The following is a 22,019-nucleotide window of genomic DNA, read 5'->3' as shown; positions in this document are numbered from 1 at the left end:
CTTCTCAGAACCGGCTTCTTTGAATGAAGCACTATGCTTTGTGGTGCAGCATGCGCTGTTTTACCTGTTGTTACAGACGTTTTGTTGACTGTAAAAAATTGGTAAAGCTCAACGGCGCGAAGCATAGCGCAGCACTCGTCGTATTTCCCGGCATAAAGCTGGTCAAGTGCGCTCCTCACCGCTAGAATTGCGCACTTTTTGATCAGAGGCGCGCCCTAAGCGCCCATCCGTCGGCTTTCGCACCAAGAAAGCGATGTCACAAAATACCGAGGTTAGACATGTCCACCACTCCTGCGCCGGCCAATCCAAAGGTTGGCTTTGTATCTCTGGGTTGCCCGAAAGCACTGGTCGACTCCGAGCGCATCCTGACCCAGCTGCGCATGGAAGGCTATGACGTGGTGTCCACCTATCAGGACGCCGACGTGGTCGTGGTCAATACCTGCGGTTTCATCGATTCGGCCAAGGCTGAGTCGCTGGAAGTGATCGGCGAAGCGATCAAGGAAAACGGCAAGGTGATCGTCACCGGTTGCATGGGCGTGGAAGAAGGCAACATCCGCAACGTGCACCCGAGCGTGCTGGCCGTGACCGGTCCGCAGCAGTACGAGCAAGTGGTCAACGCCGTGCACGAAGTGGTGCCGCCGCGTAAAGATCACAACCCGCTGATCGACCTGGTGCCGCCGCAAGGCATCAAACTGACCCCGCGCCACTACGCTTACCTGAAGATTTCCGAAGGCTGCAACCACAGCTGCTCGTTCTGCATCATCCCATCAATGCGCGGCAAACTGGTCAGCCGTCCGGTGGGCGATGTGCTCGACGAAGCTCAGCGTCTGGTCAAATCCGGCGTTAAAGAGCTGCTGGTGATTTCGCAAGACACCAGCGCCTACGGCGTTGACGTGAAATACCGCACCGGTTTCTGGAACGGCGCGCCGGTGAAAACCCGCATGACCGAACTCTGCGAAGCGCTGAGCACCCTCGGCGTCTGGGTCCGCCTGCACTACGTTTACCCGTACCCGCACGTTGACGAGCTGATCCCGCTGATGGCTGCCGGCAAGATCCTGCCGTACCTGGACATCCCGTTCCAGCACGCCAGCCCGAAAGTGTTGAAGTCGATGAAACGCCCGGCGTTCGAAGACAAGACCCTGGCGCGGATCAAGAACTGGCGCGAAATCTGCCCGGATTTGATCATCCGTTCGACCTTCATCGTCGGCTTCCCGGGCGAAACCGAAGAAGACTTCCAGTACCTGCTGAACTGGCTGACCGAAGCCCAGCTCGACCGCGTCGGCTGCTTCCAGTACTCGCCGGTTGAAGGCGCTCCGGCCAATGATCTGGATCTGGAAGTGGTGCCGGACGAGGTCAAGCAAGATCGTTGGGATCGCTTTATGGCGCACCAGCAGGCGATCAGCTCGGCCCGCCTGCAAATGCGCATCGGCCGTGAGATTGAAGTGCTGGTTGACGAAGTTGACGAGCAAGGCGCGGTTGGCCGCTGCTTCTTCGATGCACCGGAAATCGACGGTAACGTGTTTATTGATAACGGCAGCAATTTGAAGCCGGGCGATAAGGTCTGGTGCAAGGTGACTGACGCTGACGAATATGATCTGTGGGCTGAGCAGATCTGATCTGAACGTCAAAAGCCCCTCACCCTAACCCTCTCCCGGAGGGAGAGGGGACTGATCTATGTGTTCTTTCGAATTGCGGCGACCTGAAATATCGAGTCGGACTCAGGCTTTGAACAGCACGGAGATCAGCTCCCTTCCCCCTCGCCCCCTTGGGGGAGAGGGTTGGGGTGAGGGGGTGAGCTCTTGCTGGCGACAGAAACAGCCAGCCAGACACCGCAAAAAAATACAAAAAGCCCCGCTCTTTTTACGAGATGCGGGGCTTTTTTACGGCTATCGTTTAGCGGGGGACGGACTCCCTTGAAACGGACAAGAGGCAGACGGGCATGCGTCACCATTCGGTCATCCACACACCGAAACTCAGCGATTACCAGGAACTGACCCGGGTCTGGGAGGCCTCGGTCCGTGCGACCCATGATTTTCTGCCGGACAGCTATATCGAACTGCTGCGCAATCTGGTGCTCACCCGCTATCTCGATGCAGTAATGCTGATCTGCACCAAGGATGCTAACCAGCGCATCACCGGATTTGCCGGAGTTGCAGCGGGCAAGATTGAAATGCTGTTCATCGATCCCGAACATCGTGGCCAGGGCTTGGGCAAGAAACTGCTCACCTACGCGATGCAGCACTTGAATGCCGATGAACTCGATGTCAACGAGCAGAACCCACAAGCCTTGGGCTTTTACTTCAAGCAGGGTTTTGAGGTGATCGGCCGTTCGGAGGTGGATGGCATGGGCCAGCCGTATCCGTTGCTGCACATGCGCCTGCGACAAAATCAGCAACGCTCAGGCAACGGCTGATACAACACAACCCCATGTAGGAGTGAGCCTGCTCGCGATGCATGCGCCGCGGTCAGTCAGATACACCGCGGTGATGCAATCGCCAGCAGGCTGGCTCCCACAGGGAATTGCGAACAGCCTGTAAATGGAACCGGGCTTAACCGGCGCCACACAGGTACAATGCCCACCCCTTTTTTGTTACGGCCCTGTCATGACTGACCCGATTCGCCTCTCCAAACGCCTCATCGAACTGGTCGGTTGCTCCCGCCGGGAGGCCGAACTGTTCATTGAGGGCGGCTGGGTCACCGTTGACGGCGAAGTGATTGACGAGCCGCAATTCAAGGTCGGCGACCAGAAGGTCGAGCTCGACAAGGACGCCAAGGCCACCGCACCGGAGCCGGTGACCATCCTGCTCAACGCGCCGGCTGGCATGGATGTCGAGACCGCCATGCAATCGCTGAGCGCCGAAACCCTCAGCGAAGAACACCGCTTCAGCAAGCGCCCGTTGCGCGGGCACTTCCTGCGCCTGACCGCCAGCGCCGACCTGCAAGCCAAGGCTAGCGGCCTGCTGGTGTTCACTCAGGACTGGAAAATCCTCCGCAAACTCACCGCCGACGCCGCGAAGATCGAGCAGGAATACGTGGTTGAAGTTGAAGGAGACATGGTCGCCCACGGCCTCAATCGCCTGCAGCACGGCCTGACCCACAAGGGCAAGGAGCTGCCGCCAGTCAAGGCCAGCTGGCAGAACGAAAACCGGCTGCGCTTCGCCATGAAAAACCCGCAGCCCGGCATCATCGCCCAGTTCTGCGAAGCGGTGGGCCTGAAGGTCATCGGCATCCGTCGCATCCGCATCGGCGGCGTCTCGATCGGCAAAGTCCCGGTCGGCCAATGGCGCTACCTGTCCGGCAAAGAGAAGTTCTAAGACTTCCACTGCCGCCACACATTCCGGCAGCGCGCCTGCGTGCTGCCCACAACGCTTATCAGGATTACTCACATGATTCATAACGACGTATTGCGCAGCGTGCGCTACATGCTCGACATCAGCGACAAGAAGGTTGTCGAGATCATCAAACTCGGCGGCATGGAAGTAGCGCTCGCCGACGTAGTGGCCTGGCTCGACAAGAAAGAAGAAGACGAAGAAGGTTTCGTGCGCTGCCCGGACGAAGTCATCGCGCACTTCCTCGACGGTCTGGTGATCTTCAAGCGTGGCAAGGACGAAAGCCGTCCGCCGCAGCCGATCGAAGTGCCGGTGACCAACAACATCATCCTGAAAAAGCTGCGCGTGGCCTTCGAACTGAAAGAAGACGACATGCACGCAATCCTCAAGGCCGCCGAGTTCCCGGTGTCCAAGCCTGAGCTGAGTGCGCTGTTCCGCAAGGTCGGCCACACCAACTACCGCCCGTGCGGCGACCAGTTGCTGCGCAACTTCCTCAAGGGGCTGACCCTGCGCGTTCGCCCGGCCTGATCCCCTTCTGCGGTGGCGACTGATGGTCGCCGCCGCAACGCATAACCGCTCATTCCCTCTGAAAATAGTGGCTCCGCTTTTCGCGGCTGACGACTAGGGTGTATTGATCCCTAGCACTCAGGACTCGCCATGCACCCGTATTTCTCCCTGCAAGGCCGCACCGCTCTGGTGACCGGCGGCACCCGTGGTATCGGCAAAATGATCGCCAAAGCCTTTGTCGAGGCTGGCGCGCGCGTCTATGTCTGCTCGCGCGACGCCGAAGCCTGCCATCAAACCGCGGAAGAACTCAGCGCCTTGGGCAAGTGTCACGGCGTGGCGGCGAATCTGGCGACGGAAGAAGGCGTGCAGGAACTGGCCGCGCGCCTGGGCGAGCAGATCACGCATCTGGATATTCTGGTGAACAACGCCGGCACTACTTGGGGCGCGCCGCTGGAGAGCTACCCGGTCAAGGGTTGGGAAAAGGTCATGCAGCTCAACGTGACGTCGGTGTTCAGTTGCATCCAGCAGTTTCTACCGTTGTTGCGCAAAGCGGGGTCGGCGGCGAACCCGGCGCGGATCATCAACATCGGCTCGGTGGCGGGGATTTCTTCGTTTGGCGAGCAGGCGTATGCCTACGGGCCAAGTAAAGCTGCCCTGCATCAATTGTCGCGGATTCTCGCGCGGGAACTGGTGAGCCAGCACATCAACGTCAACGTGATTGCGCCGGGGCGCTTCCCGAGCAAGATGACCCAGCATATTGGCAATGACCAGCAGGCATTGGCCGAGGATACCGCGCTGATTCCGATGAAGCGTTGGGGGCGTGAAGAGGAAATGGCGGCGTTGGCGATCAGTCTGGCGAGTACGGCTGGGGCCTATATGACCGGGAATATTATTCCGCTGGATGGTGGGTTCAGTCTGTAGATCGGCGGCGCGGCCTTCGCGAGCAAGCTCGCTCCCACAGGGATCTTGTGCACGCCATAGATCAAATGGGGAGCGAGCTTGCTCGCGAAGAGGCCAGCCCTGCCAGCACCAGACCTCATGCGGGACGGGTTATCATGCCCACCCCTGCCCCGCTTCGAATGCAAACCATGACTTACAGCGTCTCCCCCATCGGCTTCGTGCGCTCCTGCTTCAAGGAGAAATTCGCCATCCCCCGTCAACCGCAACTGGCCCCCGCCGCCCGTGGCGTGCTGGAACTGGTGGCGCCGTTCGATCAGGGTGACGCCGTGCAAGGGCTGGAGCAGGTCAGTCACGTCTGGCTGCTGTTTCTGTTCCATCAGGCACTGGAAGACAAACCACGGCTGAAAGTCCGCCCACCGCGACTGGGCGGCAACAAATCCATGGGCGTATTCGCCACCCGTGCCACCCATCGACCAAACGGCATCGGCCAATCGGTGGTGAAACTGGACAACGTCGAAGCCAATCGGTTGTTCATCTCCGGGATCGACTTGCTCGACGGCACGCCGATTCTCGACATCAAGCCCTACGTGCCTTACGCCGACATCATTCCCAACGCCGCCAACAGCATCGCCAGCGCCGCGCCGCAGTTGATTGACGTGCAGTGGACGGACTCAGCGCTGAAACAAGCGCACACACACGCTCAGCGCCTTGGCGAACCCTTGGTTGAGCTGATTGAACAGTGCCTGGCCCAGGATCCGCGTCCGGCCTATCAAACCCCGGCGCCTGAACGCGAGTACGGTGCGCAATTCTGGGATCTGGATGTGCGCTGGCATTACCCGACGCCAGAGCAGATCCGCGTGCTCGAAGTGATTCCTGCCACAGCCTGAGGCCGCACCCACATGGATCGTGGCAGGCATGAAGGAAATGTTTCGGGCATAAAAAAGCCCCCATTGCCTGCATAGGCAATGGGGGCTTTTTAAGGGGGGCTTACTTCTCGACGAACGCACGCTCGATCAGGTAATCACCCGGCTCGCGCATCCGCGCCGAGATCTTCAGGCCGAAGCTGTCGAGCACTTCGCTGGTCTCGTCGAGCATGCTCGGGCTACCGCAGATCATCGCGCGGTCGTCCTGCGGGTTGATCGGTGGCAGGCCGATGTCGCTGAACAGCTTGCCGCTGCGCATCAGGTCGGTCAGGCGACCCTGATTCTCGAAAGGCTCGCGGGTCACGGTCGGGTAGTAGATCAGCTTGTCACGCAGCGCCTCGCCGAAGAACTCGTTCTGCGGCAAGTGCTCGGTGATGAATTCGCGATACGCGACTTCGTTGACGTAACGCACACCGTGAACCAGGATCACTTTTTCAAAGCGCTCGTAGGTTTCCGGGTCCTGAATCACGCTCATGAACGGCGCCAGACCGGTGCCGGTGCTCAGCAGGTACAAGTGCTTGCCCGGGTTCAGGTCGTCGAGAACCAGGGTGCCGGTAGGCTTCTTCGAGATGATGATCTCGTCGCCTTCCTTCAAGTGCTGCAGTTGCGAGGTCAGCGGGCCGTCCTGCACCTTAATGCTGAAGAACTCCAGATGCTCTTCCCAGTTCGGGCTGGCGATCGAGTAAGCGCGCATAAGCGGGCGGCCGTTGGGCTGTTGCAGGCCGATCATCACGAACTGACCGTTCTCGAAGCGCAGGCCCGGATCGCGGGTGCACTTGAAGCTGAACAGAGTGTCGTTCCAGTGATGAACACTGAGGACACGCTCGTGGTTCATGTTGCTCATGTACGTTTGACTCCTGGAGATTGGGTCTGCGCTGGCTTTTGAAGGCGACGGTGCGCAATTGCATCGCATTCTAATAGCGACGACAATATCTGTTAACTGGATTATTAAGATAAGGGTTATCGGTTATATCGATATGCGATTTACTCTCCGTCAACTGCAAGTCTTCGTCGCCGTCGCCCAGCAGGAAAGCGTATCCCGTGCTGCGGGTCTGCTCAACCTCTCGCAGTCGGCCGCCAGCACGTCGATCACCGAACTCGAGCGCCAATCCAGCTGCCAGCTGTTCGACCGCGCCGGCAAACGGCTGAGCCTCAACGCCCTCGGCAAACAGCTCTTGCCGCAGGCGGTGGCCCTGCTCGATCAGGCCAAGGAAATCGAAGACCTGCTCAACGGCAAATCCGGTTTCGGCTCGCTGTCGGTGGGCGCGACGCTGACCATCGGCAATTATCTGGCGACCCTGCTGATCGGCAGTTTCATGCAGCGCCACCCGGAAAGCCAGGTGAAGCTGCACGTACAGAACACGGCCAATATCGTGCAACAAGTCGCCCACTACGAAATTGATCTGGGTCTAATCGAAGGCGATTGTAGCCACCCGGACATCGAAGTGCAGAGCTGGGTTGAAGATGAGCTGGTGGTGTTCTGCGCGCCGCAGCATCCGCTGGCCCAACGCGGCAGCGCGACCATGGAAGAACTGACTCGCGAGGCATGGATTCTGCGTGAACAGGGTTCCGGCACGCGGCTGACCTTCGATCAGGCCATGCGTCACCATCGCAGCGCACTGAATATCCGTCTGGAGCTGGAACACACCGAAGCGATCAAACGCGCGGTGGAATCAGGACTAGGGATTGGCTGCATCTCGCGGCTGGCGCTGCGTGATGCGTTCCGCCGCGGCAGTCTGGTGCCGGTGGAAACGCCGGATCTGGATCTGGCGCGACAGTTCTACTTCATCTGGCACAAACAGAAATATCAGACTTCTGCCATGCGCGAATTTCTCGATCTGTGCCGCGCTTTCACCGCCGGGGTGCAGCGCAGCGACGAGATCGTTTTGCCGACAATCGCTTAAAGCAGAATCACTGCCCACACCAGCGCGATCATGCTCAATGCCACGAATTGTGCGGCGCTGCCCATGTCCTTGGCGTTCTTCGACAGCGGGTGCAGTTCCAGCGAGATGCGGTCGATGGCCGCTTCCACCGCCGAATTCAGCAACTCGACGATCAGCGCCAACAGGCACACAGCGATCAACAGCGCTTGTTCGACACGGCTGACACTGAGGAAGAACGTCAGCGGAATCAGCACCACATTGAGCAGTACCAGTTGGCGGAACGCCGCTTCACCAGTGAAAGCTGCGCGCAGGCCATCCAGCGAGTAACCGGAGGCATTGAGGATACGTTTCAGGCCGGTCTGGCCCTTGAAAGGTGACATAAAGTAGAAACCAACCAAAAAGGAGTGGGAAAGCTAGATCAACAAAAGTCAAAAAAGCGTGAAGACGCCAGCCATTATTGGCTCGGAATTGACTCAAGTTGTTGCAGCAGTAAAGCCGCTTGCGTGCGAGTGCGCACATTCAGCTTGCGAAAGATCGCCGTGACGTGGGCCTTGATGGTCGCTTCCGACACGCTCAGTTCATAGGCAATCTGCTTGTTCAACAGGCCTTCGCAGACCATGGTCAACACGCGAAACTGCTGCGGCGTCAGGCTGGCGAGGCCATCGCTGGCGGCTTTGGCTTCGTCGGAAACACTGACCGCCTCGAACGCTTGTGGCGGCCAGAACACATCGCCATCGAGCACTTTGCGCACTGCTTCCTGAATCACGCTGAGGTCGCTGGACTTGGGAATAAAACCACTGGCGCCAAACTCACGGGATTTGACCATCACCGAAGCTTCTTCCTGCGCCGAAACCATCACCACCGGAATCTGCGGGTACTGCCCGCGCAGCATGACCAACCCGGAAAACCCGAAAGCGCCGGGCATGTTCAGGTCCAGCAGGACCAGATCCCAATCAGCCTTTTCGGTCAGACGCGCTTCCAGCTCGGCGATGCTCGCCACTTCCACCAGCCGTACATCCGGGCCAAGGCCTAGCGTCACCGCTTGATGCAGGGCGCTGCGAAACAGGGGGTGATCATCGGCAATCAGGATGTCGTATGTGGCCATTTTTCAAATGATCCTGTTTTTGATGGCAGACCCGGAGCATTCCGGTCTGGCCAAAGCAACTCAAGATGCCGCTTTCAAGCGATATCCACAGGGGCACGTTCAACGCCAATCATCAGCAAACACGGCGTTTCAAACCTTGGCCGCACCCTAATCGGCGCCAAGCATGCCCAGCGAAGACGGGGTGGTCAAGCAGCACGGCCGCTGGCTTGTACAGTATGGGCCACTATTGGGCCAACTCCGGCTGCGGCTTTCGTATATAGGGCAGCAACTCGGCGTGAGCCGGCGTCGATTCATTCATGTCCAGTTGCTGTTTGGCGCCGAGGTAATGCTGGCTGAACACGTCGAAATAGGCGTCCAACGCCGAGGCGGCATCGCTGTCACCGGCCAGCTCCAGGCACAACGCCGCGACTTCGGCGGTGCACAGGTGCTCACTGCGGGTCGAACGGCGCAAGCGGTAGCGCGAGAGTTTATCGGGCAGCAGACTGAGAATCGGCAAGCGATCGAAATACGGGCTCTTGCGGAAAATCTTCCGCGCTTCGGTCCAGGTCGCATCCAGCAGAATGAACAACGGGCGCTTGCTGCTATCGATCGCGACAGTATTGGTCACTCGCGAGGGCTCCACGTATTCGCCGGGAAACACCAGGTACGGTTGCCATTGCGGGTCATTGAGCAGCGCCAGCATCTGCGGATCGGGCTCGGTACGCGACCAGATAAACGCATGGTTATCGCGTACCACGTCGGCAATCAGCCAACCGGTGTTGCTCGGTTTGAACACTTCCTTGCCGGTCATGATCAGGCACACGCCCGACCGCGTCTCGACACTAGGTCGCCAGGCGCACAGGCAATGGCTGATGATCACCCGGCAATCGCGGCAACGTTCGGAGCGAAAGCCACGGGCCTGAATCGGCTTGATGCCCTCGTCCTCGCGCTGATCGCGCAAGCGGGCTACGGCGTTGGGGGCATGATGGGTCACGGGCAACGCCTTACGGCAGGAAAACTCGACACGCACAGCACTCGGCAAGGCTATAAAGGCCGGCAGTTTACCAGAGCGGCGAGTGCAAACCTGTACCGTCCCGACCGGCTCCCCTATAATCCGGCGCCACTGAACGCACAGCCACAGGGCTGGTCGAACCACCAGTCACTGAATCAGGAGAGTTTCATGCTGCGCCTTATCGTTCCTACCGCTGCCATTCTGCTGGCGTCGTCCTTCACCGCTCAGGCTGCCTCCCTGAGTGAGCAGAATCTGAACCGCGAGCTGCGCAACGTCGCCGCACAAAGCAGCGTCGGCACGCCACGCGCCATCAGTGAAGACATTCTTGATCAGGGCTTTACCGTGGAAGGCACGCAGTTGATCAACCACCTGAGCGTGCAGAAGAGCCACGCCGACAAAATGCGCGCTGACCCTAAAGCCGTGTATTTCCAGTTGGGCGCCTCGGTGTGCAACAACCCGTCGTTCCGCAAGCTGATGGCCAAGGGTGCGATCATGCGTTACGACTTCACTGAAGTGAAAACCAACAAAGCGATCGGCTCCGCCAGCTACCAGGAATCGGATTGCCCGAAAGCCGCCCCGGCGAAGAAGAAGTAATCATCGCGAATTGGCGCGCCGCTGTTCATCCTCGGCGCGCAGTTCGGCCAGCAAGGCCTGTAGATAGTGTGAACGGCGCTCGCCGCCCGCCAACCGCCGGCAGCACTCCTCTTCGAGACTGAGTTGATTGGTCTCGGCTGCCGCTTTCAACATCCGATACAGCTGCGTATCGATCTCCAGAATCACTCTGGCCATATGTCCCGCCTCCTTGCCACCCACGAATCCTTGAATTGCATGCGCCTGGCCTACGGTCGTTGACGCAAGCTGTCGTACGGCGCCTGTACGTTAGTTAATCAGAGGGATTGCCGCTTGGCGCACGTTCGGACGAGCGGTGAAGCAACGCGCGGAAAATCAATAAACGATTGCCAGCCAAAACTTTACGGCGCAATGATCAAGTCAGCGCAAATCCGTGCGAGGGTCTAGATTCAGTGTATTCCCGATCTTTTTTCAACGGCAGGCAAGGAACTGCCGATCGTGTGTTTTTTGCAGCGCGGCACTGACGCCGCTCGTCAGGGCCGACGCCCTGTGCAGAAGGAGACGTTGAATGCCTTACCAACCGAATGACTTGCTCAGTCGTCATTTTCAGGAAAGCGGCCCCGACCTCATCAGCAAGGTCGAAGAACAACTCAACCGTGTTTCCCCCAACAGCCCGAATATCCCTATCTACCGCGACATGATTCTGACCGTGCTGCGCATGGCCCAGGAAGACCATAACCGCTGGAATGCCAAGATCACCTTGCAAGCCCTGCGCGAACTGGAGCAGGCGTTTCGGGTACTGGAGCAATTCAAGGGCCGACGCAAAGTCACCGTATTCGGTTCGGCGCGCACACCGGTCGAACATCCGTTGTATGCGATGGCTCGCGAACTCGGTGCAGCCTTGACCCGCTCGGGAATGATGGTCATCACCGGTGCTGGCGGCGGCATCATGGCCGCCGCGCACGAAGGTGCCGGCCGCGATCACAGCCTTGGCTTCAATATCACCCTGCCCTTCGAACAGCATGCCAACCCGACGGTGGACGGTACCGGCAATCTGCTGCCGTTCCACTTCTTCTTTACCCGCAAGTTGTTTTTCGTCAAAGAGGCCGACGCACTGGTTTTATGCCCCGGTGGCTTCGGCACGCTGGATGAAGCGCTGGAAGTGCTGACATTGATCCAGACCGGTAAAAGTCCATTGGTGCCGGTGGTGCTGTTGGATGCGCCGGGCGGCACGTTCTGGCAGGGCGCGATGGACTTTATCCGCCAGCAACTGGAGAGCAACCGCTACATCCTGCCGACCGACATGAAACTGATGCGACTGGTCTACAGCGTCGACGAGGCGGTGGAGCAGATCAACCAGTTCTACAGTAACTTCCACTCCAGTCGCTGGCTCAAGCGCCAATTCGTAATTCGCATGCATCACAAACTCAGCGATCAGGCGCTGGAGCACATGCAGGAAGCATTCGCCGATCTGTGCCTGAGTGACCAGTTTCATCAGCACGACTACGCCGGCGAGGAACACGATGAAGCGCAGTTCAGCCATTTGGCGCGACTGGCCTTCACCTTCAACGCGCGCACTCACGGGCGTCTGAGGGAGTTGATCGATTACATCAACCTACCGGAAAACTGGGCAGATTCCCAACCGCAAACAGCGCAACGCAGCCGCGAACCGTCAAAGGTAATTTGAGGGCAAAAAAAAACGGCCCGCTATTTTCATAGCGGGCCGTTTTTATTGAATCGGTTTAATCGTCCATCCCTCGACCGCTGAACAAGCGGTTGATCATCTCCATCGAGAACCCCCGATAGGCCAGGAACCGGCCCTGTTTGGCCCGTTCTTTCGCATCAATCGGTAAATGCCCGGAGAACTTGCGTTGCCACGTCTCCTGCAATTGCTCCTGCCAACTGATACCGCTTTCGCGCAGGGCGAGTTCGATATCGGCGCGCTGCAAACCGCGCTGGCTCAGCTCTTCGCGAATCCGCAGAGGGCCATAGCCGGAACGGGCACGGTAGGAAACAAAGCTTTCAAGGTAACGGGCTTCGGAAAGCAGCCCCTCTTCCGTCAAACGGTCGAGGGCTGTTTCGATCATCTGCGCCTCGGCGCCGCGCTGACGCAATTTGCGCGTCAGCTCGACTCGACCATGCTCGCGACGTGCGAGCAGGTCCATGGCGGTTCGTCGCACCGCGACGAGGGTATCGAGTACTGCAGTGGTCATCGCTGCAATCAGATGTCAGCGTCGGCCAGGTCGTCTTCAGTCTCTTTGACTGCTGAGGCCTTGGAGTCGATCACGGCTGGAGTAAGCAGCTTGTCACGCAGTTGCTTCTCGAGCTTCGCGGCGATTTCCGGGTTGTCCGCCAGGAACTTGGCCGAGTTGGCCTTGCCCTGACCGATCTTGGTGCCTTCGTAGGCATACCAGGCGCCGGACTTCTCGACGAAACCGTGCAGCACGCCCAGGTCGATCATCTCGCCATTGAGGTAGATGCCTTTGCCGTAAAGAATCTGGAACTCGGCCTGACGGAACGGCGAAGCGACCTTGTTCTTCACAACCTTGACGCGGGTTTCGCTGCCGACCACTTCGTCGCCTTCCTTCACCGCGCCGGTACGGCGGATGTCGAGACGAACCGAAGCGTAGAACTTCAGCGCGTTACCACCGGTAGTGGTTTCCGGGCTGCCGAACATCACGCCGATCTTCATACGGATCTGGTTGATGAAGATCACCAGGCAGTTGGCGTTCTTGATGTTACCGGTAATTTTACGCAGCGCCTGGGACATCAGACGGGCTTGCAGGCCCACGTGCATGTCACCCATTTCGCCTTCGATTTCAGCCTTCGGTACAAGGGCTGCCACGGAGTCGACGATGATCACGTCAACAGCGTTGGAGCGCACCAGCATGTCGGTGATTTCCAGCGCCTGTTCGCCGGTGTCCGGCTGGGACACCAGCAGGTCGTCGACGTTGACGCCCAGCTTGCCGGCGTATTCAGGATCGAGGGCGTGTTCGGCGTCGACGAATGCGCAGGTCGCGCCGGCTTTTTGCGCCTGGGCGATCACCGACAAGGTCAGCGTGGTTTTACCGGAAGATTCAGGACCGTAGATTTCAACGATACGGCCTTTTGGCAGACCGCCAATGCCGAGTGCAATGTCCAGACCCAGAGAGCCAGTCGAGATAGCCGGGATCGCCTGACGGTCTTGATCGCCCATACGCATCACGGCACCCTTGCCGAATTGACGTTCGATCTGACCCAGGGCCGCAGCCAAGGCTTTCTTCTTGTTGTCGTCCATTAAAGTCCTCACGTAATCAATAAGGCCTGACGGCCAACACCTGTATAAGTAGCCAGTATTATTCCACAGCGTTCGCGGATCGCCTACCCCTGATTTTCGATTTCTCGTGCCGCTAGTCGCAAGAGCCCCTCTAGCGCGGCCTTCACCGTTTGTCGGCGGACTTCATCGCGGTTGCCGGGAAAGTGCTGAACCTCAGTGGTGACCGTCTCGCCAACGCCCCACGCCAGCCACACCGTACCGACCGGCTTGTTCGGCGAGCCACCGTCCGGCCCGGCGACACCGCTGACCGCTACGGCAAATCGCGCCAGGCTTTTGTCCTGGGCACCACGTACCATCGCCTCGACCACCTCGCGGCTGACCGCCCCGACTGTTTCGAACAGCTCGACCGGCACATTCAGTTGCTGAGTTTTCTGCCGGTTGGAATACGTGACGTAGCCAGCCTCAAACCACGCCGAACTGCCCGGGATCCGCGTGATCGCTTCGGCAATCCCGCCACCGGTACAGGATTCAGCGGTGGTGACGTGGGCATTGAGCAGTTGCAGACGTCGGCCAAGGTCGGCGGCCAGTTGAGTGATCTCTTTCACGGCGTGCTCCGGATCGTGTGGAATGCCTCCACCGTACACGAGCCGGTTGCGCTTTCAATACACAGACTCATTCAAAATGTTCGGGCGCCAGCGCTCTGATATACGCCTGACACGCCTGCAAGGCGATCAGTCCACGGTCGCCGGTGTCGGTGATGGCGATAATTCGTTGAGCATGCGCCGGGTCAAGTCGGGCGCGTACGGTTGCATGATCCACGCGGCCGGCGCCGGCGGTGGCTGGCACGTTGCAGCCTGGGGCGATGTCGCTGGCGTCGAGAAGGACTGACAGGCGCACATCAGCAGTGGCAAGACGATCGCGCAGGCGATCCTGATCACGTTGGGCATCGCTCAGCGCTCGATAATGGGTTTGTTCACTGGTCGCGAGCCGCTGCTCCAGCGCCAGGCGTTTATCCTGCTCGGCCTGTTGCGCGGTGGCGGCGGTCTGCGTCAGTTGATTAAGGGTTTCGGCGTTTAACCGGGCCTGCTCGGCCAACTGTCGGCCGTAGCGCCACTCCTGAAATTGCCAGGCCGCTGCAAACGCAGCAGCGGCCAGCAATAAGATGCCGATCACTCGCCAGGGGATTGGCATAGCACCGCCCTCGCCCGCGCCCAGATTTCCAGGCGATCCTGCAGGCCGTTCAACCCGCCGTTGATGCGACGGGTAATGGTGTTGAACTGATCGCGATCAGCCAGTTCGTTCAAGCCGTTCTGTTCCCAGAACCATGCCGCAGACTCGGCGGCCCATTGTGGCTGTTCGAGCAGTTCGGGCAGGGACAACAGACGTTCATCGCCGAACAGGCCAACGCTGCACTGGCGGTAATTCGAACGGCCAGTAATCTGGATCAACCCGCGTCCGCGGTATTTTTGCCCGTCGCCGTCAGCCTCTGGTGTGTTGCCCAGACGCAAGGCCAACGTACCGGTGTCGTATTTGCTCAGGTATTGGTTGTTGCCCAGTTCGCGCACGTAGCGCAATTGCCCGGACTCGTGACCGACTTGCGCAAGGAACGCCGCGACGCGTTTGGGCGAGTCGATATGACGGCGCGCCATCGCGCTGTTGAGCGCCGAAACAAAAACGCCCGCTTGGGAGCGGGCGTTGGGCATGATGTCGATAAGGTTGTTTTCAGTTATTTGCATAATGCTTGATCCTCCCTGGATATTGCCCCGATTGAATCACGGTTGACGACCAATGCCTGCAAGCCATTTTTTTGCCAGAGTTTTCACTGAGCTGTCCGGGGCTGCTTTTTCGAGGGTTTCATTCAACGGCAAGACTTGGCCGCCAGATAACAGCCAGGCTTGATAATCAAGCCAGTCGCGATTGGTTGGGTCCTGCGGGATAAACGAAGAGTCCTCCGTGCGCAGTACTCCGCAAGTGGTCAGTTGATAGGTCATGGGGTCACTCCTAGATCTCAGCGTCCGCTGTCCATTCAATCTGCAATCCGTTACCGGGCTGACTGTTTACAGGCGTCACAGTGCCGATCGCGAAACTACGCTGTGTCACACTTTGCACCGTAGTGCCTGTGCAAGGCACTCCCTGCGAATAGTTCCAAACCTGATTACTTGCATTTCCAGGGCAATACAGGACAACAGTCGGCTGCACTCTCTTCTGAGTCTGCATGTCTACGACCATACCGTATTGACCGGTATTTCCAGCCGCTGCCTGAGTAAACGAGACGATGCAGGTGCCAGTGCCGTTGTTTGCACGAATCGGTAAACGGTTGGCAAAAGACTTTTCGAAATAACGCTGACACAACGTCAATTCTTCGCCAGAAAGACGGTATTCGAATGGAGTGGAAACCGGTCCCTCTTCCAATTGAACCTGAGTCAGATCCACGGTTTGCAAAACGTTGAGCGGCAAATCAAAAGCCAAGCGCAAACAATCATTGGCGCCCAGCATTTTCCCCGCGATCGATGGCACTTGGAACGTTGCGCTGTACTTGCTCCATGCCGTGCTCAATGGAAAAACATCGACTACTTTGACGACGGCTTCCGAACCACCATTGCCAAAGTACTGGCCGATCGTCACTTTCAATGAGCGTGTGGCATCGGAGCGCGCCCAAAAGGTCACGGTGGCGGTTCGTCCGGCCAGAGTCCTGACTGACTCAACGCTTTGGGAAATCTTGTGCTCGGTAGCGCCGACGCCCGCTGAGGTTTGCTGCCAGCGTAAAAAATAACCCGGCTCGCCTGCCACTTCTGTCTGGCCTGGGGCAAAGTCCTGACGAGAGATGGTTACGGCAGCATTGCCATTCCAGTCGCAGCGAAAACGATCCGCTACATAGCCACCGATATTTGGCCCTTGGTTGGTCGTGCCGCGCTGCCAGATATCGAACCCGCCATTGATCAGCACATTCCTGCGGTACACCTGCACAGGAAACTGCTGTAGCGGATCAGGCCTGGACAATTGACGGATCGCTTGCGCCAACTGATCAGTTTGCTGTTCATCAGGTTTCAGACCCGCTGCGGTAATCGCGCTGAGAATTTCCTGGGTGACACTGTTGCCCCAGCTCGCCGGGATCAACGACCCCGGCGTTCCAGCGATGGCATCTTCATCGACAAACTTGCCGTCGACCAAGCCTGAGCCCGGGACGTTTTTTGGGTAATCCATGTATATCTATCCTTGATGGAAGGGCGAACCGCTCAGCCATGGGTCCGCAGCAAATCTTCAAGCCAGTCAGGTTCGACCGGGCGCGAGCGGGCATCCGGGAAGTCCGGCTGATTGGGCCAGTCGCGCAGCGCCTGCCGATAGGCGAGGAGTTCTTTGAACTCCTCCGTACGCAGGGTCGTGCCCTCGCCCACTTCCAATTCTTCGGCATCGCGAAGGACCAGCCATTGAGTCAGCCCCAACGCTTTGTCTCGCCACATTCGCTCCTGCGCGTCACTGGACGGTTCCGCCAAAAATATCCGCTCCGGTCGTCCTTCACTATTCAGCGAAAGAACCGTACCTTTTGGAGCATTCGATACCAGCCCGCAGTATTCACCTTCGCTGAGTGCAAACGCATCAGAAGGAATACTCACTCCATGTACATCCGAATGATAAAAACCAGAAGTTGCCGGCGAAAAATAATACATAGTCAGTACCCTATTCCTATGATTCGGGCGGAAATGGAAGAGTTGGAATAATCAGGACAGCGCACATTGATGCCCACTCTCCTACTTACTGTTGAAGTATCGTTCCACGTCAAGAAGGTTGCCGTTGAACCACCTTCATGGGTGGCGACCGCGAGAAACATCGCATTGGGAAATGCGAGTGGCCATAAATTCAGGTCACCACAATTGTTGTTGCCTGACTGACTGGCGCTGCCGTTAATCCACTGGATGATCAACCCTCCCATCCAAGAGGGAAAAACGATGTAGCCTGAAATGCCCAGATTCACCTTGAATCCAAGTCTAAGTTTTTTCGGAGTCACAATAGACGCGTCGCTGACGCCAGCATTGACCTCTGCCTGAGAAGCAACTTTTGCTATGCCTACGATGGACTCTGTCGACTGTTGGATTTTCTTCGCAATGGATTGGACTACGCGCAAAGGTGTCATTAAATTGGTGGTACTGGCACCAGACTCCGCGTCTTCTTGACTGGCCAGGCTTTCACTGTATTTCTTCGAAATCAGCGTATTAATTGCTGCTCTTAACTGAGTGTTATCAGCTTCGTCCGCGACTGCTCCCGAGGTTCTGATAACTTCAAGAATTTCCTGCGTAACGCTATTTCCCCAACTCGCCGGAATCAACGATCCCGGCCTACCACTCAGCGGCTCTTCATCGACAAACCGGCCGTTTACAAGACCGGCACTGGGTACACTATTTGGATAATCCATTAAATTTCTCCTGTTTTTTAAACAAGCCACTCTGGCCCTGAAGGCCGTCAATCTGCTGTCAACAAACGCGCATTGTTCCAGCCCCTCCACGCCATAGCCTTCAAGCTTCTGACAGGCAGCCGAATACCGACAGCACCAGGCCGTCTACGAGGCTTTAATCACTTGAGTTGTGCTTATGAGATTGGTGAAACAACCAGCTCGGCGGGCGTCGCGGGCCATTCAATGACCAAGGGATAATCCGGTTGCAGCTCGATCCGGGCCAGAGTAAGCGCGTAGCGTTTCCATGTTTGCAGCGTGGCCAGTTGATCACTGCTCGCCTCCCCCAATTCGTAAGCGTATTGCAGTGGTGCGACACGAATGACCACTTCGTGCAGGCGGTTATCGCGCTCTAAGCCTGCCTGCGTCACCAATGCCGTACGTTGGGCGTCGACATCCGGCACCCAGTCATCGTCTTTCCAGAAGTAGAAAGTGTCGGGACGCGGCTTGACGGTCAGATAGTCAGGGATAGGCCCAAGCTCGCTCCAGTAAAGCGGGTTGCCGTTGTCTTTGCGATAAACCAGTTGGTTGCGCAAGTCGATAAGTTGCAAAATTTGCCCATTGCGCCACACCCAAACATAACCGGGATCAACGGTGGGCAGCAATTCAGTCAACTCGATTGCATTGCCCGGTACTTGAACGCCTATTCCGGGTGTGATCGGCAATTCGATCGGTCCGTTAATTTCTTGCGTCCCTTCATTTATTACGTAGTAATAGGACATTGTTCAACTCCATTCAATGGTGCCAAGAAAACGACAAGCTCGCGTTAGATGAGCTTTATCCGGCCTGGATAGGCAATGTTTCGCGGTCGCGTTTCAGGGCCGCCGGTGCTTTCGGTAAACCCGAGACTGATATTGGCCTGGTTGAACAACGCGTCCGGTGCTGCGTTCTGAGCTGATACCAAAGGCACGCCCAACATGTCGCTTTTGAGTTCATGGCGATGCGAGCGGAACATGTCGACCTGCCAACTACCAACCGAGCGACCGACATCAACCCCACGTCCCTCATCGCACACTCTGATGAACTCACCTCGCCCCTCCGGCCCGCGAAAGGTCAACGTGCCATCTCCGCTGGTCCAGCCACCCTCGGCCCCTACTCTCGCGGCTTCAGTGGTCAGGGCGCCGGACTGCTGCGCGTGATCCCACAACCACGGCCAGTCGCTGCGACTGAATACCGCCCCGTTAAGCGGACCGTATCCTCCGGGATTGAGCAGCGCCGTAGTCTCGAAGACAGCCCGGCCCAACGGCGTGCCATCGAAGCGTCCGATCGGCCACCAGTTGCCTGCGCCATCACTGCGCAGGTGCCACCAGTCACCCGAACCCATCAGCACAAAGAAGGGATACCCGGCTGCGGCAAGATGGGTATGAAACCTGATTTTGTCGGTGCCCGACGCGCGCACTGCCAAGCGCGCTGTCGAGTTGTCGACCCGACGTAATATGACGTCGCGAATCCCTAACGTAAGGTCCGCCGGCGGCAGGCTGATGGTGGTCGCACCACTGCTCGCATTGACGAGCACCAGCCCGAGTTCATTTGCCGCCAATGCTTTGGAGGCCGACACACTGGTCACTGACGTTGCCATAGGGCTGGCCAATGCCAACAGCACCTGCAAGGCTTTGAGCAGTTGTCGGTTATCACCTTCAGCAGGCTCCAGTCCCGCTCCGGTGACAACGTTGAGTATTTCCTCGGTGACGGCATTTCCCCACACCGCCGGAATCAACGACCCCGGCGTACCCGCCACCGGGTTTTCATCGACGAAGCGGCCATCGACCAAGCCGACGCTGGGGACGCTTTTTGGATAATCCATAGAATGTTCGTTCCTTTGAAATGACAAATGACCGGCGTCGACACAGCGTCTTCTGCGTGCCTGTCCACGGTCCGTTTTCTGAAAATAAAAAGCCCACAACGAAGTGGGCTTGGGTGACTCGGAACGCAGAATTTTCGGCTTAGCTGGAAAGGCCGCTGGCCAATTCGCGAATGGCGATCAAAGCTTCGTCACCAGCGCTGCGCGCCAGATCCATGTTGCCCTTGGCAGCCTGCGCGCGAATTTGCGCTTTGGCCTTCAGGCGCAGCGCACGCAGCGCCAGCAGATGGTCGGTCAGTTGATAGGCCTTGCTCAAAATCTGCTCGGCGGCCTGTTTGGCGCTGCGTCCTTTGGCAACCCATGCAGCGACCGACAGCGGCACTTCCTTTTTCGGGTAACCGGCGTCCTGATAGGCCTGAGCATCGGCGGCAGCCTGGGCGTACTCCATGGCTTTGAGCGGGTCACCAGCCAGAGCGGTACGGGCGTCGTCAGCGGCGGCGTCGACTTTGGCACACAAGCGTTCAGTTTCCTGCATGTCCAGCGCAGCCTGTTTATCGTCGTCCAATACCCATTTCTCACCGTCCCAGTCATGGGCAGCGGAGGGTTGAGGAAGGCGCAACTCGCCGTCAATCTGATGGAGTTCCTGAATGACGATCATCGAATCAGCTCCCACTGCAATTGGACGTTCACAGCTTCCCCGAAATTGATCGCGATGCCGGCGGTATAGTCGGTTAGCGGATGACTCTTGATCCCCATGCTGAGTAGCAATTCATCACTGTCAGCATTGGATTGCCCCAGATTGTGCTCAGCCTGATAGGACTGCCAGAGCGAGCGCAAATTGGCATGATCAAAACTGGCGGTCAGCGTCGAAACCGTGACGTCGTAGACGATGTTGTTGGTGAATATCACGCACGGTTGCACAGTAGACGGGTTCCAGCCTCCCGCATTATTGGATACACCCGTCGATACCGGTGACAGATAGCTATAGTTGCCCCCGGCCCATCCAGTCGCCGGAAACGCGACGCTCGTTACGGCCGTCGATGACGGCGTCGGATTGCCTACCACAAGCCGCGCAGCACGCGCATGCGGGTCTAGGGGCAGAAACACTGCACCCGTGCCGTTGACGGTCTGAGTCCAGGTCAAGCGTGCACGGTTGTAAATCGCACGCACTGTCGGCACGGAGCCTGGCGCGCCGGTGACGACCCAGGCCAGACACATGTCCAACACCGAACTCTGAAAACCGCCGCCGGCAGCGCCGTTGGCCAAACCTTTCAGCGTCTCGGGTGTCACGTCGTAAATCGTACCGCGCTGGGTATAGAAACTCAGCACACCACCCACCACCTGCGCCCGCAAAAAGTAGCTCGAGCTGGGCAGCAGGTCTGCACTGCTCCAGGCCTGGGTAGTGAAAGTACGTGAACGCCCCAACTGACCCGCCACCACTTCCTGACCAAGGCTGACGTATACGCCCGCCGGTACGGACACTCGCCCGCCACTGCTCGATACGGCGGCTGGCGTGATGGTTAACCGGGCATCCGCCGTGGCAACGGTTGGCAAAGGCAAAGCCGATAGCGGCAACGCCAGATCCTGGTTCCAGCCCTTGGCCGTCACCGATTGAATCGCCAGCAACAACTGATCGTATTTCTTCTCATCGGGGGTCAGCCCCCCGGCATTGATCACGTTGAGAATTTCCTGCGTGACCCCATTCCCCCAATCCGCCGGAATCAGCGATCCGGGCGTTCCGATCATCGGGTTTTCATCAACGAACTTCCCATTCACCAATCCGGCGCTGGGCACACTGTTTGGATAATCCACGCGGGGACCTCCCGTTATTCTGGGTGACTGTTTACGAAGCTGTTTTGCAGGCTTCATGTCAGAAAGAGCATCAAGCCGGTAGCACTGGCCAGTCGACGTTCTGCGGATAACCTGGCTGCCTGTCGATCTTGTTGAGCGCCAGTTTGTAGGAGGCATACGCCTTGAACCGCTGCATGTCTTCGGCATCCAGCAATCCTGCAATGTAGGCGTCGGCCATACCGACGGTCTGCTGATCGGCTTCAGCCAGCAGCTCGTCACGCCGCGCCAGGGCCAATGCTCGCTGTTCGCTTTCAACCAGCAGCGATGCGTTCGGCAATGCATGCTTGGTGACCTTGCCGTCGGTCCACTTCCAGATGCCATCGCGTTCCTCGATCGTGCGCAGGAACAACTCATCAGAGATTTCTAGAGCAGTGGCAGGCATCTGCGTGTGAATCGCCGAGTCATAGCGCCCGAGCAGTTCGCCCTGGGCATCAAAATCAATGTATTTCATTTCAT

General features: G+C 58.1%; 29 protein-coding genes. 10 read left to right on the top strand and 19 right to left on the bottom strand.

Features of this window, described 5'->3' with window-relative positions:
- Nucleotides 1-278: 278 nt before the first annotated feature.
- The 6 genes from rimO (at nt 279) to tsaA (ending at nt 5,623) form a co-directional block, all read left to right on the top strand.
- Nucleotides 279-1,616 (top strand): 30S ribosomal protein S12 methylthiotransferase RimO, encoded by a 1,338-nt coding sequence (rimO, locus tag AB4N74_RS00685; RefSeq protein WP_093436402.1) that lies wholly within the window; start codon nt 279-281, stop codon nt 1,614-1,616.
- A 323-nt stretch (nt 1,617-1,939) separates the two neighbouring features.
- Nucleotides 1,940-2,413, top strand: a complete 474-nt coding sequence (locus AB4N74_RS00680) for a GNAT family N-acetyltransferase (RefSeq protein WP_093436409.1) — start codon at nt 1,940-1,942, stop codon at nt 2,411-2,413.
- A gap of 190 nt (nt 2,414-2,603) precedes the next feature.
- Nucleotides 2,604-3,314 (top strand): rRNA pseudouridine synthase, encoded by a 711-nt coding sequence (locus AB4N74_RS00675; RefSeq protein WP_042704893.1) that lies wholly within the window; start codon nt 2,604-2,606, stop codon nt 3,312-3,314.
- Between the two features lie 72 nt (nt 3,315-3,386).
- Nucleotides 3,387-3,857 carry a YehS family protein gene (locus AB4N74_RS00670; RefSeq protein ID WP_320335685.1) on the top strand — a complete coding sequence of 157 codons (471 nt, stop codon included), beginning with the start codon at nt 3,387-3,389 and terminating at the stop codon, nt 3,855-3,857.
- A gap of 129 nt (nt 3,858-3,986) precedes the next feature.
- Entirely contained in the window at nt 3,987-4,757 is a 771-nt protein-coding gene (locus tag AB4N74_RS00665; RefSeq protein WP_093436415.1) for an SDR family oxidoreductase, read from the top strand.
- 167 nt (nt 4,758-4,924) lie between these two features.
- A complete protein-coding gene (gene tsaA, locus AB4N74_RS00660; RefSeq protein ID WP_175559640.1) occupies nt 4,925-5,623 on the top strand; it encodes a tRNA (N6-threonylcarbamoyladenosine(37)-N6)-methyltransferase TrmO in 699 nt (232 codons plus the stop codon).
- A gap of 100 nt (nt 5,624-5,723) precedes the next feature.
- On the opposite strand, the gene fpr is transcribed toward tsaA, so the two are convergent.
- Nucleotides 5,724-6,503, bottom strand: coding sequence for a ferredoxin-NADP reductase (gene fpr / locus AB4N74_RS00655; protein WP_007908723.1), 780 nt, complete (start codon nt 6,501-6,503; stop codon nt 5,724-5,726).
- Between the two features lie 133 nt (nt 6,504-6,636).
- Here fpr and AB4N74_RS00650 point away from each other — a divergent pair, with 133 nt between their 5' ends.
- Nucleotides 6,637-7,563, top strand: a complete 927-nt coding sequence (locus tag AB4N74_RS00650; RefSeq protein WP_093436421.1) for a LysR family transcriptional regulator — start codon at nt 6,637-6,639, stop codon at nt 7,561-7,563.
- Here the strand turns inward: AB4N74_RS00650 and AB4N74_RS00645 are convergent.
- The gene (locus tag AB4N74_RS00645; protein WP_099758166.1) at nt 7,560-7,922 is read right to left on the bottom strand and encodes a diacylglycerol kinase; all 363 of its coding nucleotides are present in this window, start codon (nt 7,920-7,922) and stop codon (nt 7,560-7,562) included. The genes AB4N74_RS00650 and AB4N74_RS00645 overlap by 4 nt on opposite strands.
- A gap of 74 nt (nt 7,923-7,996) precedes the next feature.
- The gene (erdR, locus tag AB4N74_RS00640; RefSeq protein ID WP_095119237.1) at nt 7,997-8,647 is read right to left on the bottom strand and encodes a response regulator transcription factor ErdR; all 651 of its coding nucleotides are present in this window, start codon (nt 8,645-8,647) and stop codon (nt 7,997-7,999) included.
- Here erdR and AB4N74_RS00635 point away from each other — a divergent pair.
- Nucleotides 8,640-8,798 (top strand): hypothetical protein, encoded by a 159-nt coding sequence (locus tag AB4N74_RS00635; protein ID WP_156685511.1) that lies wholly within the window; start codon nt 8,640-8,642, stop codon nt 8,796-8,798. The genes erdR and AB4N74_RS00635 overlap by 8 nt on opposite strands.
- A 72-nt stretch (nt 8,799-8,870) precedes the next feature.
- On the opposite strand, the gene AB4N74_RS00630 is transcribed toward AB4N74_RS00635, so the two are convergent.
- The gene (locus AB4N74_RS00630; RefSeq protein WP_007908736.1) at nt 8,871-9,620 is read right to left on the bottom strand and encodes a tRNA-uridine aminocarboxypropyltransferase; all 750 of its coding nucleotides are present in this window, start codon (nt 9,618-9,620) and stop codon (nt 8,871-8,873) included.
- Between the two features lie 186 nt (nt 9,621-9,806).
- Between AB4N74_RS00630 and AB4N74_RS00625 the strand changes: the two genes are divergently transcribed.
- Entirely contained in the window at nt 9,807-10,232 is a 426-nt protein-coding gene (locus AB4N74_RS00625) for a PA3611 family quorum-sensing-regulated virulence factor (protein ID WP_016985722.1), read from the top strand.
- Here AB4N74_RS00625 and AB4N74_RS00620 read toward each other — a convergent pair whose 3' ends face one another.
- Nucleotides 10,233-10,427 (bottom strand): hypothetical protein, encoded by a 195-nt coding sequence (locus AB4N74_RS00620; RefSeq protein WP_077571372.1) that lies wholly within the window; start codon nt 10,425-10,427, stop codon nt 10,233-10,235. It lies immediately after the preceding gene.
- Nucleotides 10,428-10,776: 349 nt separating this feature from the next.
- Between AB4N74_RS00620 and AB4N74_RS00615 the strand changes: the two genes are divergently transcribed.
- Nucleotides 10,777-11,895: an LOG family protein gene (locus tag AB4N74_RS00615; protein ID WP_093436427.1), complete on the top strand. Its 1,119-nt coding sequence runs from the start codon at nt 10,777-10,779 to the stop codon at nt 11,893-11,895.
- A gap of 55 nt (nt 11,896-11,950) precedes the next feature.
- On the opposite strand, the gene recX is transcribed toward AB4N74_RS00615, so the two are convergent.
- The 14 genes from recX to AB4N74_RS00545 form a co-directional block, all read right to left on the bottom strand.
- Nucleotides 11,951-12,421: a recombination regulator RecX gene (recX, locus tag AB4N74_RS00610; RefSeq protein ID WP_093436430.1), complete on the bottom strand. Its 471-nt coding sequence runs from the start codon at nt 12,419-12,421 to the stop codon at nt 11,951-11,953.
- A gap of 8 nt (nt 12,422-12,429) precedes the next feature.
- The gene (recA, locus tag AB4N74_RS00605) at nt 12,430-13,485 is read right to left on the bottom strand and encodes a recombinase RecA (RefSeq protein WP_007908746.1); all 1,056 of its coding nucleotides are present in this window, start codon (nt 13,483-13,485) and stop codon (nt 12,430-12,432) included.
- An 83-nt stretch (nt 13,486-13,568) separates the two neighbouring features.
- Nucleotides 13,569-14,069: a CinA family protein gene (locus AB4N74_RS00600; protein ID WP_093436433.1), complete on the bottom strand. Its 501-nt coding sequence runs from the start codon at nt 14,067-14,069 to the stop codon at nt 13,569-13,571.
- Nucleotides 14,070-14,136: 67 nt separating this feature from the next.
- Nucleotides 14,137-14,655, bottom strand: a complete 519-nt coding sequence (locus AB4N74_RS00595) for a lysis system i-spanin subunit Rz (RefSeq protein WP_116254540.1) — start codon at nt 14,653-14,655, stop codon at nt 14,137-14,139.
- Entirely contained in the window at nt 14,634-15,200 is a 567-nt protein-coding gene (locus AB4N74_RS00590; RefSeq protein WP_095050439.1) for a glycoside hydrolase family 19 protein, read from the bottom strand. The genes AB4N74_RS00595 and AB4N74_RS00590 overlap by 22 nt, the downstream gene beginning before the upstream one ends.
- Nucleotides 15,201-15,236: 36 nt before the next feature.
- A complete protein-coding gene (locus AB4N74_RS00585; RefSeq protein WP_414926590.1) occupies nt 15,237-15,455 on the bottom strand; it encodes a hypothetical protein in 219 nt (72 codons plus the stop codon).
- Nucleotides 15,456-15,465: 10 nt separating this feature from the next.
- Nucleotides 15,466-16,668: a carbohydrate binding domain-containing protein gene (locus AB4N74_RS00580; protein ID WP_414926591.1), complete on the bottom strand. Its 1,203-nt coding sequence runs from the start codon at nt 16,666-16,668 to the stop codon at nt 15,466-15,468.
- Between the two features lie 32 nt (nt 16,669-16,700).
- The gene (locus AB4N74_RS00575) at nt 16,701-17,132 is read right to left on the bottom strand and encodes a phage tail assembly chaperone (RefSeq protein WP_414926592.1); all 432 of its coding nucleotides are present in this window, start codon (nt 17,130-17,132) and stop codon (nt 16,701-16,703) included.
- Nucleotides 17,133-17,134: 2 nt separating this feature from the next.
- Entirely contained in the window at nt 17,135-17,875 is a 741-nt protein-coding gene (locus AB4N74_RS00570) for a gp53-like domain-containing protein (RefSeq protein ID WP_414926593.1), read from the bottom strand.
- A 173-nt stretch (nt 17,876-18,048) separates the two neighbouring features.
- A complete protein-coding gene (locus AB4N74_RS00565) occupies nt 18,049-18,633 on the bottom strand; it encodes a tail fiber assembly protein (protein ID WP_414926594.1) in 585 nt (194 codons plus the stop codon).
- Nucleotides 18,634-18,677: 44 nt separating this feature from the next.
- Entirely contained in the window at nt 18,678-19,715 is a 1,038-nt protein-coding gene (locus AB4N74_RS00560) for a phage tail protein (RefSeq protein WP_460097979.1), read from the bottom strand.
- 139 nt (nt 19,716-19,854) lie between these two features.
- Nucleotides 19,855-20,370: a phage tail protein gene (locus tag AB4N74_RS00555; protein WP_093436460.1), complete on the bottom strand. Its 516-nt coding sequence runs from the start codon at nt 20,368-20,370 to the stop codon at nt 19,855-19,857.
- A complete protein-coding gene (locus tag AB4N74_RS00550) occupies nt 20,367-21,524 on the bottom strand; it encodes a phage tail protein (protein ID WP_116254547.1) in 1,158 nt (385 codons plus the stop codon). The genes AB4N74_RS00555 and AB4N74_RS00550 overlap by 4 nt, the downstream gene beginning before the upstream one ends.
- A 70-nt stretch (nt 21,525-21,594) precedes the next feature.
- Nucleotides 21,595-22,014 (bottom strand): tail fiber assembly protein, encoded by a 420-nt coding sequence (locus AB4N74_RS00545; protein WP_116254548.1) that lies wholly within the window; start codon nt 22,012-22,014, stop codon nt 21,595-21,597.
- Nucleotides 22,015-22,019: the final 5 nt, after the last annotated feature.

It is taken from the genome of Pseudomonas sp. H3_C08, assembly GCF_054669455.1.
This window is presented reverse-complemented; position numbering and strand designations above follow the sequence as displayed.